Raw genomic sequence first — 16,812 nt, forward strand, 5'->3', positions numbered from 1 at the left:
GCTCACGACCGCGACGAGGGCGCGGCGCGCTCGTCCGCCGCGCCCAGCGCGCGGGACGCCCCTTCCTGGATCCCGCGGAGCACCGCCTCGACGTCCCGCTCCGCGCCCAGGGCGAGCCCCCGGTCCGCGAGCGCGCGCGCGGCGGCCGGGTCGCTCCCGGCGAGCGCCTGCTCCGCCGCGTGCAGGTAGAACTCCACCGCGAGCCGCGGCTCGCCGCCCCGCTCGAAGTGCTCGGCCAGCACCTTGGCGTCGTGCTCTCCCGCCTGCAGGAGCCACTCGGCGGCGAGCCGGTGCCCGAGCGCGCGATCGTGGTCCGGGAGCATCGCGTAGCAGCCGTCGCGGATGAGCGCGTGCCGGAACGCGTACTCCTCCTCGTCCGAGAAGCGGCTCTGCTCGCGGCGCTCGAGCAGCTCGCGCTGGAGCATCCAGGGCAGCCAGTCCACCGCGAGCGTCGACCCGCCGGCGTCGCCGAGCAGGGCGAGCGCCCCGGTCTTCCAGAACGCCTCGCCGAAGATGCTCGCCGCCCGCAGCAGCCGCCGCGCCTCCGCGGGGATGGCCTCGAGCCGCGCCTCGACCATGCCCAGGATCGTCTCCGGCAGCCGGTCCGCGCGCCCCTCCGCGACCGCCCGGATGAGCTCCTCCAGGTAGAAGGCGTTGCCGCTCGCGCGCTCGACGAGGCGCGCGACCTCGGAGGGCGGAAACCCGTCGCCGAGCATCTGCCGCACGAGCTCCTCGGCCGCGCGGCGCGGCAGCGCGCCGAGCGTGATCTCGTGCACCTCGCTGCCCTCCCAGAGGACGGGGAAGACCTTCCGCACCTCGACCCGCGCCAGGTAGAGCACCGCGAAGGGCCGGTCGCGGAGCTCCCGGAGGACCCGCGCGATCAGCTTGAGCGACGCCGCGTCGCCCCACTGGATGTCCTCGAGCACGAGCAGGTAGGGCCCCGCCGCGCACGCCGCCTCCATGAAGTCGAGGTAGGCGAGCGGGATCTGGTCGGCCATCAGGGCCGGGCTCTGCCGCGCCTCGAGGAACCTCGGATCGGCCTCGCCCGGGAACGGCGTGCCGACGATCTCGCCGAGGAACGCGGCGATCCTCGTCCTCTCGCCCGGCGTCAGCGCCTGGGCGCGGGCGACCAGCGAGAGGAGCCGCTCCCGCTGCGCCGGGGCGGGCTCACCGCCGGTGATCCCCGCCGCGCCCCGGAGCGCGGAGCCGAGGAGCGAGAACGGCGAGCCCGCGCTCAGCGAGTCGCCGCGGCCGACCGCGACGGTGAGCTCGGGGTGCCGCTCCCGCAGGATCTCGATGAGCTCGTACCGCAGGCGGGATTTGCCGATCCCGGGCGGCCCGGTGATCAGGATGGCGCGGGGCTCGGGCCCGCCGAAGCTGTCTTCGAGGAGCTCGCGCAGGTTCCGGAGCTCCCTGTCGCGGCCGACGTAGGGGCTCGGCTTCCCGAGGAGCGTCCGCGCCGACCGCCCGACCTCGCGCTCCTGCAGCAGGAAGAACGTGCCGGGCCGCGCCGGCTCGATCTCGAACCGCGCGTCGAGCAGCGCCCGCGTCACGTCGTCGATCCACACGGGCGCGGGCCTCCGCTCCGGGCGCGCGTCGCGCTCCGCGAGGGCGAGGAGCGCGGCCGCGCGATCCATGACCGGGCCGACCGGGAGGCTGCCGGTGTGCTCGGCGCGGCCGGTCGTGAGCACGACGGAGGCCTCCGGCACGAGCTCGACGAGCTTCAGGGCGCACCGCGCCGCGCGCGCGGCCTGCAGGGCGGCGTCGCCCACGCCGGCGATCGAGAGCACGATCGTCCCGTCGGCGAGCGCGTCCACGCGGGCCCCGAACGGCTGCGCGCTCGTGTAGAGCTTCCTCGTGAGGTCGCTCGGCGCCGCGGCGACGAGCGTGCTGGCCGCGCTGTCGCAGGCCGTAAAGCGCGGCTCCCGCGCGGCCACCAGCGAGAGCAGCCGGAGCTCGCACGCCGTGATCGCCTCGTACAGGACGGGGGGCGCGGCCAGGCCGCTCGTCGGATCGCGCTCGAGGGCGTCGAGCGCCTCGAGGACGGCCGATCCGTCGCGCGGCCGCTGCTCCGGGTCCTTCGCGAGCATGCGGGCGACGAACTCGTCGAGCTCCTGCGGCACCTCGGGCCGGAGGTTCCGCACGCGCGGCGGGTCTTCCATGAGGAGCTTCGCGAGGAGCGCCATCACGTGCTGGCCCTGGAACGCGGGCCTGCCCGTGAGGCACTCGAAGAGCACGGCGCCGAGCGAGAAGATGTCGGCCCGCGCGTCGAGGCGGTCGCGCTCGCCGGTGGCCTGCTCCGGGGCCATGTACCCCGGGGTCCCCATCACGGAGCCGGTCTGCGTGAGCGCGCCGATGGTGCGCTTCATCCGGGCGATGCCGAAGTCGAGCACCTTCAGGCCGGCGACCTCGCCGCCGACGAGCAGCAGGTTGCTCGGCTTGACGTCGCGGTGGACGATGCCCCGCGCGTGCGCCGCCCCGAGCGCCTCGGCGGCCGCGCGGAGCAGGGCGAGGCTCTCCTCGAGATCGAGCTTCTGCCGGGCGAGGCGCTGCGCCAGGCTCTCCCCTTCGAGCCATTCCATGGCGAGGTAGGGCACCCCGTCGGGGGTGATGCCGTGGGCCACGTGCCGGACGATCCGCGGGTGATCGAGCTCGGCGAGGATCCGCGCCTCGTGCTCGAAGCGGTGCGCGGCGCTCCGGTCGGGCTGGCCGAGGAGCTTGAGCGCGACCTGCGCCCCCGTGGCCCGGTCGACGGCGCGGTAGACCGTCCCCATCCCACCGGAGGCCGCGACGCGCTCGAGCTGGAAGCGGCTGTCGATGACCTCTCCCGGGCACATAAGGCGGAGGATGCACCGGCGTCGAGCCGTCTTCAACGGTCCGGCGGGCACCCGTCGGTCGGTGTGCGGCTATACGCTCGCGCGGTGCGCCAGGCGGTGAGTCGCGCTTCAGCTCTTCGGGATGCGCCATGTCACGCCGGCGCGGAAGAAGAGCACGTTCGGGATGCTCTGCCCGCCGCCGGGGATACCCTCGTCCTCGTCGTTCATCGGCTCGTAGCGACGGAACAGGCTGTGTCCCGCCTGGGCGTTCACCCACACCGACGAGAAGGCGCGCACGCCGAGGGTCACGCCCGCGGTCGCGACCGAGTAGGCGATGTGATCGACGCACGCCTCGGGCCGCGCCGCCCGCTCGTCCTGCTCGGTCGCCGGGTCGTCGGCCGGCTGGGCCGCGCACGGCCACGCCCCGGTGACGCGCGGGTCGCGCACGGCGTAGGCGTTCCCCGCCAGGTCCGCGCGCAGGCCGACCTCGACGCGATCCGAGAAGAGGAGCTTCACGGTCGCGAAGCCCGGCAGGAAGGCCTCGACGCGGAAATGGGGGCTCGGCGTCCAGTCGACGTACGCCGCCGGCAGCGGGAGGAACGAGCCGAAGCTGTACGACGCGAGCGCGCCGCCGCCGAGGACGAGCTTCTCCGAGAGCGTGTGGGTCGCGAGCCCGAGCGCGCTGACGCGAAGGAGGCCACCGTCGAAGGCCTCGAAGTCGCCCGCGATCCCCGGGGCGACGCGCAGCGAGAGCGACCAGTCGTGGGGGAGCAGCTGGACGAACAGCACCGGGACGTCGACGGCGTGGAAGGCCCGGAGCTTGTCGAAGCCGGGCGGGACGCCGGCGTACGAGACCGCCTCGACATGGTAGGTCGCCCCCGGGATGAGGAACGTCCTCTCCCCGAGGGGGATCGGCACGTTGGCGTTGACCTCGTACGACGAGACCTGCGCCCGCGCGGGGCGCGGGTCCTCGAGCGCGGCGCCCGGCATATACTGCGCGCTCAGGTCCACGAGATCGGGGATCTGGGCCCACGCCGCGCCCGGCGCGAGGACCCCGAGGAGCGGCGCCAGGGCGAGGAGCCGCGGGGGGCGCGCGCCCCGGCGGGAGGGGCCCCCGCCTCGACGCTCGTCCGTGGAGCGCGCGGCGGCGCGATCGGCCGGCCTCATCGCGCCACCCGCTCGTCGAGCCAGTCGAAGAGCCGCGCCTGGGCGAGGAGCTGGTTGCCGCCCTGGCAGTGGACCTGCGACGCCGTGCCCGCGTCGAACACCATCATGTGCTTCGGGCACGTGAGCGCGCCGTAGAGGCGCTCCGACTCGCCTGGAGACGCGTCCTCGGCGCTGCCCTCCATGATCAGCGTCTCGCAGCGGATGCTCGCGACGCCGCCTTCGTTGTCGTACTTGCGGAGCTCGTCGATCACCTCGTGCGGCGTCGAGACGCCGTGCTTCCATGTCACGTCGTCGAAGTACCAGCGCGCGTCGGGCATCACAACCGAAGCGGCGTCGATGGCGCGGTCGAAGGCCGCGGGGCCGCGCTTATGCAGCTCGAGCAGGCCGGGGATCGACGCGAAGTGGCGCAGCATCGCGTCGCGCCAGCTGACGACGCCCGGGTTGGCGACGAGGGCGCGCAGGCGGCGCTCGCGCGAGGCCGCCCGCGGCGCGAGGTAACCGCCGAACGAGAGGCCCATCAGGACGAACCTGCCGGCGTCGAGCCGCTCGTCGCGCTCGGCGAAGTCGAGCACGCGCCCCACGGGGACCTCCCAGTCGGGCCGGAAGGGGTGCCCGTGGAGGCGCAGCGAGGCGCCCTGCCCCGGGCCGTGGAACGAGAGGACGTGGTAGCCCCGCTCGAGCGCGCCGTCGATGACCCACATGGTGTCCTCGGGCCACGCGTGGAGGCCCTGCTGCAGCACGATCGCGGGCGCGCGCGCCACCCCGGGCGCGTAATGGACGCGGCCGTGGAGCACGCCGCTCTCGTAGGGGATATCGACCTGCCGGGAGTCGTAGCCCCGCAGGCGGAGCGCCCGGTCATGCAGGTCGAGCCCCGCGATCGTCGCCTCGACAAGGCGCGGGTCAGAGCGATCCGCGTAGCGCATCAGCCCGGCCCGGTGGTACGCGCCCGCGCGCAGGAAGTGCGACGCGGCGCTGCGCGCGTGGCCGCGGGCCTCCGCCTCCTCGCCGTAGCCCTGCACCCGCTTCGCGGTGGCCAGCCACTGGTCGAACCACGAGCGCTCGTCGCCCGGGCGGATGCGGGTCGCGGTGTCGAGCACCTCGCCGACGTCGGTCAGCCCCATCGACGCGAGGCCGAGCCAGAACACGATCTGCGCGTCCATCACCGGCTGGCCGATGAACTTGAACCGGTGCCAGACGGGCGCCGCCTGGCCCTGCCCGAGCGTGTCGTCGCCGTGGAACCGCGCGGACGCGACCTCCTGATCGACCCCGCGGCGGCCCGACGCGAACCCGAGCGCCGCCGCGCCCCCCGCGACCGCCGTGTGGGTGAGAAACCTCCGCCGATCGAGCATCGGTGCACCTCCAGCGCCTGACGAAACAAGTGATTGAAACATGTGTTTCAAGCATTGACGCCCGCCAGGCGCATCGTCAAGGTGTGTTTCAAACAATCGTATGAACGACCGTGACCCCCTCGCCCCTGCGGACGATCTCGATCCACGGCAGCGGCTCGTGGTCGCGGCGATCGATCAGATCGAGAAGCACGGCATCGGGCAGCTGACGGTGCGGAAGCTCGCGGCGGCGGCCGGCGTCAACATCGCCGCGGTGAACTACTATTTCCGGTCGAAGGAAGCGCTCGTCGCGGCGGCGCTCGAGGGGTCGATCCGGAACATGCTGGTGGACAGCGAGGATTTCCTCGCCCGGATGCCGGGCGACCCTCTGGAGGCGCTGAGCGGGCTGCTCGGCTACTACCTCGAGGGCGGGATGCGGTACCCGAACGTGGGCAGGGCGCTCCTGCACGACGCGTTTCACGCGGACGACTACAGCGGTCCTTTCCCGAAGCTCTTCGCGCCTGTGATGGAGCGCCTGCGCGATCTCGTCCGGGCGGCGGTGCCCGGGATCGAGGAGCGGGCGGCGGCGCGCCGGGTGGTGGCGGCGCTCTCGGCGGTCTTCTTCCCGACGTTCTTCGCGGGGCTTTACGAGGGGCTGAACGCGCTCGGCTCGCCGGCCGACCGCCTCGCCTACGCGCGAGAGCTGGCGCGGCAGACGCTGGCGCCCGTCGCGGTCCCGGAGCCGGCTCCGCCCGCGCCCCAGGGCAAGCGGTCGAAGCGCGGGTGATCCGCGGGGGATCGCGCGCTCCCGCCAGAGCGGCGGCTAGTCTCTCCCGCGCCCTTGCGCCTTCACTCGCACTGGGGCGGCGACGGCGCAAAGCACTCCCCCGCCGCGTTGCAGTACGTCCTGCCACACTTGAGCTTCGGCTTCGCATCGGGCAGCGGGCCGCGCGCGCCCGGCGAGGGCTTCCTGATCCCCGCGGCGCTCATGGACGGCGCAGCGCTCGCGGGCTGCGCGGACGGCGCAGCGCTCACGGACTGCGCGGGAGCGGGTGCAGTGCCCGGCGGCGCGGCGGTCCCGGGCGCGGTCGCCACCTCGGGCGCCTCCGTGACGGCCCCGGGCGCCGTCGCTGCGACCCCGGGCGCCGCCGCGGCGCTGGACGCATCCGGCGCCGCGCGGTCGGGCGACGGCGCCTGGGAGCGACCGCAACCGGAGCTCGAGAACGCCGCGAGCCCTAGGGCCACGGCAACGACGCACGCTCGTGGGCTCATCCTGTTCATCGATGGCTCCGTGCCCACGCGATCTCGCTCTGCCCGGCCGCGATCGCGTCCATCCACGCCGCGAGCCCCGGATACGCCGCCTTCACCTGCTGCGCGTACCCGGCAAACGCCCCGGGATCTCGCGCGGCCTGAAGCTCCGCGGCGAGCCCGCACGCCTCGGGCGCGAACACGCCGCCGAGCACGCGGAGCCGCGCCGGGTCGACGGCGTCGAGCTCCTCCGGGCCGTGGATCAGGTACTTCATGAGCCTCGGATACCGCAGCGGATCGCCCGGATCGGCGGGCGGCGCGAGCCGGGTCGGATCGGACGGCGGCCGGCGGAGCCACCGCCCGAACGAGCCGGCCGCCTCGACCTCGGGCCGGAGCTCGTCGAGCGACGCGCGCTCCGCGGCCGTGGGCTCCCGGAAGCGCAGCCGTCCGCGGCCGCTCGCGGCGACGTGCGGCGGGGCTCCGTAGAGCAGCACGCCGTCGACCTCCCCCGCCGCCAGATCGTCCGGCAGGAGCTCGGCGATCTCCACGAGGAGCCGGCGGACCTCGCCGGCCCGCAGGCGGAAGCTCGGCGCCGAGAGATCGGCGTCCACCACGGCCGTGGGCGCCTCCTCGAAGAACGGCTCCGCCTCGCCCGGCCGCCACAGCCTGATGCCTACCGCGCCCCGCAGCGCCGCGGGCGACGGCAGCGGCAGCCGCATGAGCGACGCGCCCGGGGGCACGCTGCCGATCGTGATGCCCACGAACATCGGAAAGCCGAGCACATACTGCGGCTCGACATCGATGCCCACGAGGGCCGGGCCCGGAGGTGTGATGTCCGGAGCGCTCACTTCCACGCGAGCCCCTTGTTGTCCTCGAGGTGGACCCGCCTCACCTCCTTGAGGTGCCTGCCGCAGACGTCGCTGCCGGTCTTCGCCGACGTCCCCCGGATGAGGTTGCGCTTGTCGTCCAGCATCCAGTTGGGCCTGTAGTTCATGCAGCACGTCTTGTCCCGCGGCGCGCGGAAGTCGAAGTACCCGCACTTGTGCGGCATACCGAACGCGTGGACGAGCTCATGAACGATGGTCCCGACGATGCGGCCGCGGTACGTCGGCTTTGGCAGGCCGGTGCCCGCGTCGCGGTAGGCGCTGTGGTGCGTGAACATGATGGTCCGGCCGGCGAAGTACTCCTTGCCCTTGGCCGTCACGGTGGGGCTGATGCCGGCGGTGTAGAAGGCGCCCGGGTTGAACAGCTTGGCCTTCACGTTTGCGGCCATCCCGTAGCCGCCGGGGGTCACGGCGCCGCCCTTCTTCCGGAACCTGGGCGAGTAGTTGAACCGCACCTTGTACGCATGGGCGATCGACCCGTCGCCCGCCGTGAAGTCCGGCTGGGCGTCGTGCTCCACGATCCAGCAGCGCGTGATCGGGCCGGCCGCCGTCGTCTCGGTCTGAACGCTGAACAGGTTGAAGCCGACCGTCTCCGAGCCGGAGGTCAGCTCGGCGAAATCCACGTCGGGGAACGTCCCTGGGATCTCGAAGAACTCGAAGAGGTTGGCGCCCGCGCCGCCGCTCTTCAGCTCGACGTCCCCCTCGAAGACCTTGTCGCCCTTCTTGATCGGCAGAGGGTGCGGCTCCATCGCGGAGATGACGCAGAACCAGCCAGGGTTCGACCTGTTCGAGAACACCTTGTTCACGTAGGCCACGCACTCGGTCTCGAGGTCGTCGTCCTTGGGCGCCATGTGCGGCTGGTCCGGCACCTCCTTCTCCGGCTCGCAATCGAGCTGGACGCAGCACGGCTCGAACGGCACGGGCACCTCGTCCATGGGCAGGGCGAACGCGCTCTTCATGCGGACGGACTCGACCCGGATCCGGTGCCACATCGTCATGATGCCGGTCTCGGCGCCGAACCCCTCCACGTGTGTTGCAGCGTCGATGTCCGCCCGGAGGATGAAGTTGTCCCCGGCCGTGTCCGGGCAGTGGAAGACGACCTTGCTCTCGTCGCCGACGATCGTCGTCTTCGCCTCGGTCGCGGCCGCGGACGCAAGCGCGAAGCCGGCGACCGCCTCCCAGGGCGGGCTCTTCGCTGGCTTGCCCTCGTTATCGGCCGCGCGCGAGCCCTTGTGATCCCCGGCGGCGTCATAGTCCTTCTTGTCGACGTACGCCCCCCACGCGGCGTGAAAGCCGGGATCGTCGTTGGTCGGGTCGTCCGGCTCGACGACCGTCCACCGGATCTTCGCGTCCGCGGGCAGCTTCCCCCGCTGGATCGTCACCTTGGCGGTGAGCTGGATGAGCTGCTTGTCCTTGGCCCAGCTCCCGGCGAGGTCGCTGTTGAGGTACACCCGGCCGAGGTGGTCCTGGCTCGTGTACCCGGGCCTCGCCTCGGCGCGCTTCACCCCCGGCGCCCCCGGCGAGACGGGCGCGTGGAGCCCCAGGATCTCCGTGATGGAGACGAGCACGGTGTTCGGCACGCGCAGCGTCGCGCGCGTCTTCTCCCCTTCGGCGACGCGGGGCACGAGCGCCGCGCCCGGCGCGGCGGGCACCTCGCGCGTGAGCACGTCGCAGCGCAGGAGCGGACCTCCGCCGAGCTCGTGGACCCGGGTCGGGTAGGGGCTGCTCAGGCTGCCCGTCACGGCGCCGAGGCGCTTCGAGCCGGCGTCGCCCTGATCGTCCCAGATCTCGACGGCGACCGGGATCGCCCCGTTCGCGGCGACCTCGAGCTTCCACGGGATCGCCTCCGCCGTCAGATCGACCTCCCTGGCGCCAGCCGGGATCGGCTTGCTGCGCCCGAAGCGCCGCCCGGCGATGAACCCCAGCGCATACGGCCTCTTCGCGCCGGCGAGCAGCCCGTCGACGCCGAGGACCTTCTGGAGGGTGATCGTGACCGCGGCCGTCTGTGCCATTCGTTCCTTCTCGTCACGCGCCGTCGTGGCGTTTCAGGAGCTTCGCCCGCGTCGCGTCGTCGAGGACCCCGGTCGGCGTCAGCCCCGACGCCGACTGGTACCACGCCACCGCATTGGCCAGCTCGGGCCCGTCCTTGCCGTCCACCTCGCGGGAGAAATAGCCGAGGTTCTTGAGGCGCCCCTGGACGCCGCTCGGGACCTCGATGGGATCGAGGTGCCCGAGCTTCAGCGCCCAGGTGACCCCGCCTGCGCGCGCCGTCTCGTTGCCCGGCGTGTCCGGCCAGGCCGCGAGTTCGGCGTCCTCCAGGTCGGCGGGGATGGGGTGCTCGATGGGGCTCTTGCCGTCCGTCGTGCCGGCGACGACGACGTCGCGGTACGTCAGCTCGTACGCGAACGGCTCCTCGACCTCGAGGAGGAGGCGGAGCATCGTCTTCGGGACCTTGACCGTGAAGACGTGCTTCCCGCCCGTCGGGACCTCGACCTCCTTTGGCGCCGCGTCCGGGATGATGAGGACGTCGCCCGGATAGATGAGGTTCGGGTTGGGGCGCTTCTTCTTGAACTCGGCGTTGTCAGGATGGTTATAGATGACGCGCCAGTCGGAGAAGCCGTACTTCGGGGCGATGCTCGAGAGGCACTCTCCCTGTCGGACAACATGCTGGTGGGGCATCGATCATCCCATGATCCCGGCGCGAGCATCCGCGAGCAGGGATGCGTCGAGCACCGTAACTCGCCCGAGCGGCGCCCTCAAGCGCCGCGAACGGGCCGGCGCGCACGGCCGTGAGGAGCGGGTCAGGGCATCGATGCGGGGGGCGCGACGGCCGGGCCCCCCGCATCGATGCCCTGACCCGCTCCTGGCCCGCGCTTGACTCTCCCCCGCGCGGCGTGATGCCATGGGCCAGGGCCGAATCGAGAACGCGATGCGCGACCGCTGGGGTTTCGGCTGCTTCCCTGACAAGGTGTGGATCGCCCGGCGGGTTGATGCGCCGTTGCCGGACGGGGCCAAGGCCCTTCCTGCGCTGGAAGCGACGTGGCGGCTGGAGGCGTGGCTCGCCGACGGCGTCCACGGCAGGGTGCTCCTCGCCGAGATCGGCGAGGCGCTCGGCTTTCCGGTGTCGACGGGGCCTTCGTTCGATCCGAGGGCGCTGGGAGCGCGGCTGCGGGAGGCGCTGCTCGACGGCCGCCTCCACGCCTACCGGATGCCGTACGTCGCTTCCGGCGCGCGCTTCGCGCCGCCCGAGCTGCTCGAGCGCGACGCGCCAGCGCCTGCGCCCAGGGAGGACAAGACATGGGTCGGGATTCAGCTCATGGACGACGGGGACCCGCCGCGACCTGTCCCGTTCAAGAGATACCGTATCGAGCTGCCGGACCGCTCCGTTCGCGAGGGATTGCTCGATCAAAACGGCCAAGCCGTGATCGTTGGCATCGATGCCGGGACATGTAAGATATCGTTCCCTCAGCTCCACGCGGACGACTGGCGGCCCGCCTAGGCGCACGTCGCCCTCCGGGCATTGGTCTGGCCCCGGATGCTCTTGCGGCTGCGCTCAGCAATCGAAGAAGCGGCGAAGCCCGGGGCGGATGACCTCCTCGATGGTCTCATCGAGCAACACGCGGGCTTTCAGGCCGCTGCACAGCCCGAGCTGCTCCCCCTGCGGCGGGGCGTCGTGGGCCGGCAGGTGCGCGTGCTCGTGCTCCACGAGGTGCCGGAACGCCACGGGCAGGTAGCGCTCGACCGCTCGCCGCTCCGCCGAGGAGAGCTCCGGCGCGATCTGCTCGAGGAGGCGCCAGCCGAAGCGGGCGTGTCCGACCTCGTCGGCGTAGATGCGCGTCAGCAGATCGAGCAGCGGCCCGGGCGGCATCTCCAGCCGCTCCGCGCCGATGAGGGCCACGGCCACCGTCTCGCTCATGCAGCAGATGTGGATCACGTTGCGGAGCGCGGCGGCGCGGGGAGGCGCGTCGCGGTGCAGGGGGAACTCCGGGCGTTCCGGGACGCTCGCGGTCGCCGTCCCGCCGAGGGCCTCCACCACGGCGCCGCAGAGGATCCCGTGGCGGCGCTCCTCGTCGGCGAAGCCCCGACACGCCTCGGCGAGCTCCGGCGGGAAGCTCGCCTCGGCGAGCTGGCTTGCGAGCGCCTCGAACACGGCCGACGACCCGTGCTCGTTCACCATCCGCGCGTGCCAGGTACCGATCGCCGACGAGAACAGCGCCGCGGGATACCCGCTCACGTCGAAGGCACGCGCGCGCGCCTCGCCGCGGAGATCGAGCGTCGCGGCGTTCATGCGACCTCCGACGGGGCATAGGCGTCGAGCGCCGGCGGGACCGGGGGGCCCCAGGGCGTGCAGTACTTCTCATTATAGAGCTCCGCCTCGGGAGCGACGACGTCGCCGAAACAGCAGGCGTGCCGGACGGGCTCGGCCTCTCTGTAGGAGATCGCGTCGGCGCCCACGCCCACGATCAGCGCCGTGCAGCAGTTCACGAAGGAGGCGTCTCCAGCGAGGGCCGCCCACTGCTCCTCGGAGATCCCCGTCCCGGGGGCGGGCAGGCGCTGCGCGCCATAGTCGACGCAGCACTCGAGCTCCGCGCGAGGGCGAGCCTCCGTGTCGTCGAGGCTCACCTGCTCGGCGCACGCGAGCCCGGTCGGCATGGGCGGCGCGCCGCCCGCGCCGCCCGCGCCGCCCGCGCCGCCCTCATCGGGCGTCGGAACGACCCCACTCCCCGTCGAAGGTTCCCCACCGCCGCCGGTCGTCGCACCGACTCCGGTCGTCGCGCCGACTCCGGCCGTCGCCCCGCCGCCGGCCGGAGCCGGGGCGTCCGGCTCCTCCGCCGGGATCTCCTCGTCGGGATCCAGCGGTGACGACTGCCCGCCAGAGACGTAACGTCCGCTGCAGCCCGCCAGGGCGCCACAGGCCAGCGCTCCCAGCGCGACCCTCGCTGCTGCACGCAATGCCGCCCGTCTCGTCTCCTCACGCATAAGTTCTCCTCCAGTAAAATAGGCTGTTGGCCGCAGGGCGCGGCGCGGGCCGAGCACTCGGCCCATGTGGACCAGCGTAGGCGCGCGGCACAGCGAAGAGAATCTGCATTTTCCGCACACCATTGAACCGAAATTCAAAACAATGGCGCAGCGGGATCAGCTCAGGAGTGCGTCTCGCGGCCCGTGGAACGGTAGGCTCCCGGAGGAACCCCGACCTCCCGTCGAAACGCGACGTTGAAGGCCGCCTCGTCCTGGTACCCCACGGACGACGCCACCTCGGCGAGCGCGAGCCCGGGGCGCTCTCGCAACGTCTCCTTCGCCAGCGCCATGCGCCAGCGCGTCAGATGGCGGAGGGGGCCCTCTCCCACGTGCTCGCGGAAGGCGAGGGCGAAGCCCGAGCGGCTCATGCCGGCCTCCCGCGCGAGCAAGGCCACGGTCCACGCGCGGGCCGGGGCCTTGTAGAGCGCGTCGAGGGCGCGGGCGACGCGCTCGTCCGCGAGCGCCGCGCGGAAGGAGCCAGGAGGCGCGGGGCGCTCGAGCTCCGCGCGGATGGCCTGCAGGAGGAGCAGCTCCGCGAAGCGCGCGGCCATGACCGGCGCGCCCGGCCGCCGGCCGCTCACCTCGTCGCGGATGCCGTCCAGGAGCCGGCCGAGACCGGGCACCGGCTCACCGGCCCCGCCGTCGAGGAGCACCACGGAGGGCAGCGCGCGGAGCAGCAGCGACCGCCCGGCGCCCGCGACGTGCATGGCAGCGCAGAGCACCACCGTCCTCGCGCCGTCGCCGCCCAGCCGTCGCCGCACCGTCTGCACACCCGGCCGAGGAGGCGAGAGCCAGCGCTCCTCGTCGACGACGGCCGCCCCCGGCCGGTGCCTCAGGCAGTGGGGGACGCCGTGCGGCATGAGCAGCAGATCGCCCTGGCCGACGCGGATCTCTCGACCGCCGAGCTCCAGCCACATCTCGCCTTCGAGGAGGTGGTGGAGCAGGACGATCTCTCGGCGGCCGATACGGGCCCCCCACGGCGCGCCGAGCTCGACGCGGCCGAAGAGGCTGGTCTCGATGCGCACGTGGCGGAGCAGCGCTGTCAGGACGTCGGGCATTGGACGATCACAAAAGAGCGCTGGACGTTATCACATGGAGGGTCCCCCGGTCCGTCGCCATGGTTCAGCCACCGATTCACGAGGAGACAACCATGGACGTTTTCATCACCGGCGCGAGCGGCTTCATCGGATCTGCGGTCGCCCGCGCCCTGGTCGCGCGCGGGCACCGGGTGCGCGGGCTCGCGCGCAGCGACGCGTCGGCGGCGAAGGTGCGGGCCGCTGGCGCGGAGCCGATCTGGGGGAATCTGTCGCAGGTCGACACGCTCGCGCGCGCGGCGGCGGCCAGCGACGGGGTTGTGCACACCGCGGCGACGACAGGAGAGGATCGCCCGGCCACCGACGAGGCGGCGGTCACGGCGATGCTCTCGGCCATGAGCGGCGGCGTCTTCATCACGACGACCGGGGCGCCCCGCGCGCGCTCCTCGCGGGTGCCCGTGCCCGAGGAGGAGAGCGTCAACCCCGGCGGAGCGCTCGAGTGGCTCGTGGCGGCCGAGTCGCGCGTGCTCGGCGCGAAGGGCGTCCGCGGCCTGGTCGTGCGACCGCCCATCGTCTATGGCGACGGCGGAGGTCCGGTGGCGGGCCTGGTGCAGGGCGCGCGCGCCGCGGGGGTGGCGCGTTATATCGACGATGGCGAGAACCGCTGGTCCACCGTCCACGTGCGGGATCTGGCGGTCGCCTACGCGATGCTGCTGGAGTCGGACGCAAGGGGCGTGTTCCATGCCGCCGAGGCGGCGCCCGAGCCCATGGCGGCGCTCTTCGCGGCGATAGGCGACGCCGCCGGGGTCCCCGTGGGCTCGTGGAGCCTCGCGGAAGCCCTCGCAGCGCACGGCCCCATCGCCGGCTTCCTGGCCATGGACGCCGCCCTCGACGCGACCAGGCTGCGCGGCCTGGGCTGGTCCCCGGAGGTCGGAGAGGCGCTCGGAGGCATCCGCGGCGCCCTGCGCGACCCGGCGCAGGGCTACCGCGCGCCATGAGCCGCGCCGCAGGCTTCAGGGCAAGGCGCCGTCGCGCGCGGCGCTCGCCGCCGGCGCCTCCCCTGCTCGCTTGCTGTCGAGGGCGAGCAGCACGAGATAAGAAAAGGCACAGACAACGAGGCTGCCGAACACGAGCATCGGCAGCGAGTAGGCCAGCCGCTCCAGACCCGCCCCCTCGATCAGCTTGCCTGTGAGGGCCGGGAGGACCATGCCGCCGAGGCTGTCGCCGACCAGCACGAGCCCGGTCACGAACGCCGTCATGGGCACGATCTGCCCCGCGAGCGTGAAGCCGCTGGGCCAGAGCGGCGCCATGAAGAGCCCGAGCCCGAGCGCGACACCCCACAGGAGCGCGCTCGATGGCGGCAGGAGCAGCATCATCGCGGACAGCACGAGACAGCCGCCCAGCCCCACAGGGATGACCTGGCGCGGCGTGAAGCGGATCGCCACCGGGATCGAGAGCAGCCTCCCGATCGTGAACGAGAGCCAGAACCCCGAGGTGAGGTACGCGGCCCCGGTCGCCGAGACGACGCCCAGCGTGAGGGCATAGGTGTAGATCCAGCTCCCGAACGAGATCTCCCCGCCGACGTAGGCGAACAGGTACAGCACCGCGACGAGCACCGGAAGGAGGGGCAGCGCGCGATCCGCGCCCTTCGCCGCGGCGTCCTTCCCGGCCTTTTCCTTGGGCTCGGGACAGTGTCGCATCGAGAGCATGCCCAGGGCGACGAGCGCCGAGAAGGCGGCCACCGCCCAGTACGCCGCGTGGTAACCGCCCCAGGCGCCCGGGACGCGCGCGACAAGGAGCGGCGACACGAACGCGCCCAGCCCGAAGCAGAAGTGAAGCCCGTTCATGTAAGGGCTGACCTTCTCCCCGTGCGTCCAGAGGAGCAGCGCGTTCGCGCCCGTGTTGACAAGCCCCTCCGCGAGACCCCGGCAGAACGCCACGACCACGAGCAGCCATAACCACGGGACGGCCGGGATGACAGCGAGGCACGCCGCAGCGATCAGGTGCGCTCCCCCGAGCAGGTTGTGCCCGTGCACGCGATCGAACAGCTTGCCTCCCCAGAGCGTACCGAGCGTGTAACCAACCCCCCCGCCGAGGAACAGCGAGCCCATGTCCCCGACGCTGGAGCCCGTCTGCCGCGCCAGGTCCGGCAGGGTCGGCCCGGTGATCGCCGTGATGAGGCCCAGGCAGATGAAGAGCCCGTAGTAGCCGGCCGTCTGGCGCAGCGCCCTGTCGCTCCACCGGCTCGAGACCGGACGCTCCTCCACGGCTGCAGTGCTCATCGCTTCGCTCCTTTTACCCGATGCGGGGACTCATGTGCCGGCCCCGGCGCGGCAGGGGATCCGGGGAGATCGTCGGCGCGCGAGGCGCTGGCCCCGCGCTGCCGCTCGTGCTCGATGCGCCATGACTCGAAGGCCAGCGCCTGGAGCGCCGAGAGGACGAGCACGGAGACGTCGGTGTTGACGTAGAGCCAGATGAACCCAAGCCCCAGGCCGCGCACGAGCAGGGCCACCGCCGCCCCGACGGCGACGTTGCCGCCCCAGAAGAGGAGGCACACGCCCACGCAGCGGATCGCGCGCCGGAGCGCGGGCGGGAGGAGCCCGGCGCCCATCCCCCGGCGGCGCCCCGCCGCGTAGACCACGCAGGACGTGGCGGCGACGACGCCCAGGATGTAGAGCGCGTCGGGCATCGCTACCCTTCCCCGCGGAGCCGCGACAGCGCGCGCGCCGCGAGCTCCTGGAGCAGCCGGCCGATCGCCGAGAGGCGCTCCCCCGGGGTGTTCGAGGCCGGCGACCCCTCCGGGACGGGCGCGGCGAGGACCTCGAAGCCCGCGCGCTCGAAGAGCCGGCGCGCGCGAGCGATGCGGTGCGCGCCGGTGACGAGCAGGATCCTCCTTGCGCCCCTGGGCAGCAGGAGCTCCGCGCTGCGCTGGGCTTCCACCGCGGTCGTCAGCCCGCGCGGCTCCGTGAGCAGGGCCGACGCGGGGACGCCGAGGCCCCGCGCGAGGCGAGCGCGCGACTCGGCCTCGCTGGCCGGCCCGTTGCGGCTGCCGAGCATCAGCACGAGCGGCGCTCGCCCCTCACGGTACAGCGCGACGGCCTCGACGGCGCGCCGGAGCGAATCCTCCGGGAGCCGCCCGTCCGGATCGACGTCCGCGCCGAGGGCGACCACCGCGTCGGCCTGCCCTGCGTCGGGCGCCGACGCCATCCAGCGATCGAGCGGCGCGGCGGCCGGGGTGAACGCGGCGACGGCGAAGGCCACGAGCCCGATCACGCCGGCCGCGGTGCTCACGCGGTCCCACGCTCCTTCCATGCGCATG

16 protein-coding genes are annotated in these 16,812 nt (G+C 73.1%); 3 read left to right on the forward strand and 13 right to left on the reverse strand.

Features of this window, described 5'->3' with window-relative positions:
• Window positions 1-2: 2 nt before the first annotated feature.
• From WMF12_RS34535 to WMF12_RS34545, 3 genes are all read right to left on the reverse strand, one after another.
• Entirely contained in the window at window positions 3-2,837 is a 2,835-nt protein-coding gene (locus WMF12_RS34535) for a serine/threonine-protein kinase (protein WP_437852253.1), read from the reverse strand.
• Window positions 2,838-2,945: 108 nt separating this feature from the next.
• Entirely contained in the window at window positions 2,946-3,983 is a 1,038-nt protein-coding gene (locus WMF12_RS34540; protein ID WP_437852254.1) for a DUF6268 family outer membrane beta-barrel protein, read from the reverse strand.
• A complete protein-coding gene (locus WMF12_RS34545; RefSeq protein WP_437852256.1) occupies window positions 3,980-5,332 on the reverse strand; it encodes an alpha/beta hydrolase family protein in 1,353 nt (450 codons plus the stop codon). Before WMF12_RS34545 ends, WMF12_RS34540 begins: the two co-directional genes overlap by 4 nt.
• A gap of 100 nt (window positions 5,333-5,432) precedes the next feature.
• On the opposite strand from WMF12_RS34545, the gene WMF12_RS34550 reads away from it, so the two are divergent.
• A complete protein-coding gene (locus WMF12_RS34550; RefSeq protein WP_437852257.1) occupies window positions 5,433-6,095 on the forward strand; it encodes a TetR/AcrR family transcriptional regulator in 663 nt (220 codons plus the stop codon).
• Window positions 6,096-6,157: 62 nt separating this feature from the next.
• On the opposite strand, the gene WMF12_RS34555 is transcribed toward WMF12_RS34550, so the two are convergent.
• From WMF12_RS34555 to WMF12_RS34570, 4 genes are read right to left on the reverse strand one after another with little or no spacing between them, the layout of a single operon-like run.
• Window positions 6,158-6,580 (reverse strand): hypothetical protein, encoded by a 423-nt coding sequence (locus tag WMF12_RS34555; protein WP_437852258.1) that lies wholly within the window; start codon window positions 6,578-6,580, stop codon window positions 6,158-6,160.
• A 5-nt stretch (window positions 6,581-6,585) separates the two neighbouring features.
• The gene (locus WMF12_RS34560; protein WP_437852259.1) at window positions 6,586-7,410 is read right to left on the reverse strand and encodes a hypothetical protein; all 825 of its coding nucleotides are present in this window, start codon (window positions 7,408-7,410) and stop codon (window positions 6,586-6,588) included.
• A complete protein-coding gene (locus tag WMF12_RS34565) occupies window positions 7,401-9,452 on the reverse strand; it encodes a hypothetical protein (protein WP_437852260.1) in 2,052 nt (683 codons plus the stop codon). Before WMF12_RS34565 ends, WMF12_RS34560 begins: the two co-directional genes overlap by 10 nt.
• A 13-nt stretch (window positions 9,453-9,465) precedes the next feature.
• Window positions 9,466-10,119 (reverse strand): peptidoglycan-binding protein, encoded by a 654-nt coding sequence (locus WMF12_RS34570; RefSeq protein ID WP_437524579.1) that lies wholly within the window; start codon window positions 10,117-10,119, stop codon window positions 9,466-9,468.
• Between the two features lie 223 nt (window positions 10,120-10,342).
• On the opposite strand from WMF12_RS34570, the gene WMF12_RS34575 reads away from it, so the two are divergent.
• Complete coding sequence (locus WMF12_RS34575; RefSeq protein ID WP_437852261.1) at window positions 10,343-10,939, forward strand: hypothetical protein; 597 nt, start codon at window positions 10,343-10,345, stop codon at window positions 10,937-10,939.
• A gap of 54 nt (window positions 10,940-10,993) precedes the next feature.
• Here WMF12_RS34575 and WMF12_RS34580 read toward each other — a convergent pair whose 3' ends face one another.
• From WMF12_RS34580 to WMF12_RS34590, 3 genes are all read right to left on the reverse strand, one after another.
• Complete coding sequence (locus WMF12_RS34580; RefSeq protein WP_437852262.1) at window positions 10,994-11,728, reverse strand: ferritin-like domain-containing protein; 735 nt, start codon at window positions 11,726-11,728, stop codon at window positions 10,994-10,996.
• Window positions 11,725-12,420, reverse strand: coding sequence for a hypothetical protein (locus WMF12_RS34585; protein WP_437852263.1), 696 nt, complete (start codon window positions 12,418-12,420; stop codon window positions 11,725-11,727). The genes WMF12_RS34580 and WMF12_RS34585 overlap by 4 nt, the downstream gene beginning before the upstream one ends.
• 161 nt (window positions 12,421-12,581) lie before the next feature.
• A complete protein-coding gene (locus WMF12_RS34590) occupies window positions 12,582-13,517 on the reverse strand; it encodes an AraC family transcriptional regulator (protein ID WP_437852264.1) in 936 nt (311 codons plus the stop codon).
• A 92-nt stretch (window positions 13,518-13,609) separates the two neighbouring features.
• Between WMF12_RS34590 and WMF12_RS34595 the strand changes: the two genes are divergently transcribed.
• Window positions 13,610-14,491, forward strand: a complete 882-nt coding sequence (locus WMF12_RS34595; RefSeq protein ID WP_437852265.1) for an NAD-dependent epimerase/dehydratase family protein — start codon at window positions 13,610-13,612, stop codon at window positions 14,489-14,491.
• Between the two features lie 15 nt (window positions 14,492-14,506).
• Here WMF12_RS34595 and WMF12_RS34600 read toward each other — a convergent pair whose 3' ends face one another.
• The 3 genes from WMF12_RS34600 to WMF12_RS34610 are packed head-to-tail and all read right to left on the reverse strand — an operon-like array spanning window position 14,507 to window position 16,811.
• Window positions 14,507-15,775, reverse strand: coding sequence for an MFS transporter (locus WMF12_RS34600; protein ID WP_437852266.1), 1,269 nt, complete (start codon window positions 15,773-15,775; stop codon window positions 14,507-14,509).
• Window positions 15,772-16,182: a hypothetical protein gene (locus WMF12_RS34605; RefSeq protein ID WP_437852267.1), complete on the reverse strand. Its 411-nt coding sequence runs from the start codon at window positions 16,180-16,182 to the stop codon at window positions 15,772-15,774. Before WMF12_RS34605 ends, WMF12_RS34600 begins: the two co-directional genes overlap by 4 nt.
• Before the next feature lie 2 nt (window positions 16,183-16,184).
• The gene (locus tag WMF12_RS34610) at window positions 16,185-16,811 is read right to left on the reverse strand and encodes a YdcF family protein (RefSeq protein WP_437852268.1); all 627 of its coding nucleotides are present in this window, start codon (window positions 16,809-16,811) and stop codon (window positions 16,185-16,187) included.
• Between the last annotated feature and the right edge of the window lies 1 nt (window position 16,812).

Source organism: Sorangium sp. So ce363, assembly GCF_051520435.1.
In the GTDB taxonomy this organism is placed as follows: Bacteria; Myxococcota_A; Polyangia; order Polyangiales; family Polyangiaceae; genus Sorangium; species Sorangium cellulosum_B.

What these genes read in the sequence shown, in the direction of transcription:
- WMF12_RS34580 (WP_437852262.1), bottom strand. Translation starts at nt 11,728, where the DNA reads ATGAACGCCGCGACGCTCGATCTCCGCGGCGAGGCGCGCGCGCGTGCC.
- WMF12_RS34550 (WP_437852257.1), top strand. Translation starts at nt 5,433, where the DNA reads ATGAACGACCGTGACCCCCTCGCCCCTGCGGACGATCTCGATCCACGG.
- WMF12_RS34575 (WP_437852261.1), top strand. Translation starts at nt 10,343, where the DNA reads ATGGGCCAGGGCCGAATCGAGAACGCGATGCGCGACCGCTGGGGTTTC.
- WMF12_RS34610 (WP_437852268.1), bottom strand. Translation starts at nt 16,811, where the DNA reads ATGCGCATGGAAGGAGCGTGGGACCGCGTGAGCACCGCGGCCGGCGTG.
- WMF12_RS34605 (WP_437852267.1), bottom strand. Translation starts at nt 16,182, where the DNA reads ATGCCCGACGCGCTCTACATCCTGGGCGTCGTCGCCGCCACGTCCTGC.
- WMF12_RS34545 (WP_437852256.1), bottom strand. Translation starts at nt 5,332, where the DNA reads ATGCTCGATCGGCGGAGGTTTCTCACCCACACGGCGGTCGCGGGGGGC.
- WMF12_RS34585 (WP_437852263.1), bottom strand. Translation starts at nt 12,420, where the DNA reads ATGCGTGAGGAGACGAGACGGGCGGCATTGCGTGCAGCAGCGAGGGTC.
- WMF12_RS34535 (WP_437852253.1), bottom strand. Translation starts at nt 2,837, where the DNA reads ATGTGCCCGGGAGAGGTCATCGACAGCCGCTTCCAGCTCGAGCGCGTC.
- WMF12_RS34595 (WP_437852265.1), top strand. Translation starts at nt 13,610, where the DNA reads ATGGACGTTTTCATCACCGGCGCGAGCGGCTTCATCGGATCTGCGGTC.
- WMF12_RS34570 (WP_437524579.1), bottom strand. Translation starts at nt 10,119, where the DNA reads ATGCCCCACCAGCATGTTGTCCGACAGGGAGAGTGCCTCTCGAGCATC.
- WMF12_RS34565 (WP_437852260.1), bottom strand. Translation starts at nt 9,452, where the DNA reads ATGGCACAGACGGCCGCGGTCACGATCACCCTCCAGAAGGTCCTCGGC.
- WMF12_RS34540 (WP_437852254.1), bottom strand. Translation starts at nt 3,983, where the DNA reads ATGAGGCCGGCCGATCGCGCCGCCGCGCGCTCCACGGACGAGCGTCGA.
- WMF12_RS34590 (WP_437852264.1), bottom strand. Translation starts at nt 13,517, where the DNA reads ATGCCCGACGTCCTGACAGCGCTGCTCCGCCACGTGCGCATCGAGACC.
- WMF12_RS34600 (WP_437852266.1), bottom strand. Translation starts at nt 15,775, where the DNA reads ATGAGCACTGCAGCCGTGGAGGAGCGTCCGGTCTCGAGCCGGTGGAGC.
- WMF12_RS34555 (WP_437852258.1), bottom strand. Translation starts at nt 6,580, where the DNA reads ATGAGCCCACGAGCGTGCGTCGTTGCCGTGGCCCTAGGGCTCGCGGCG.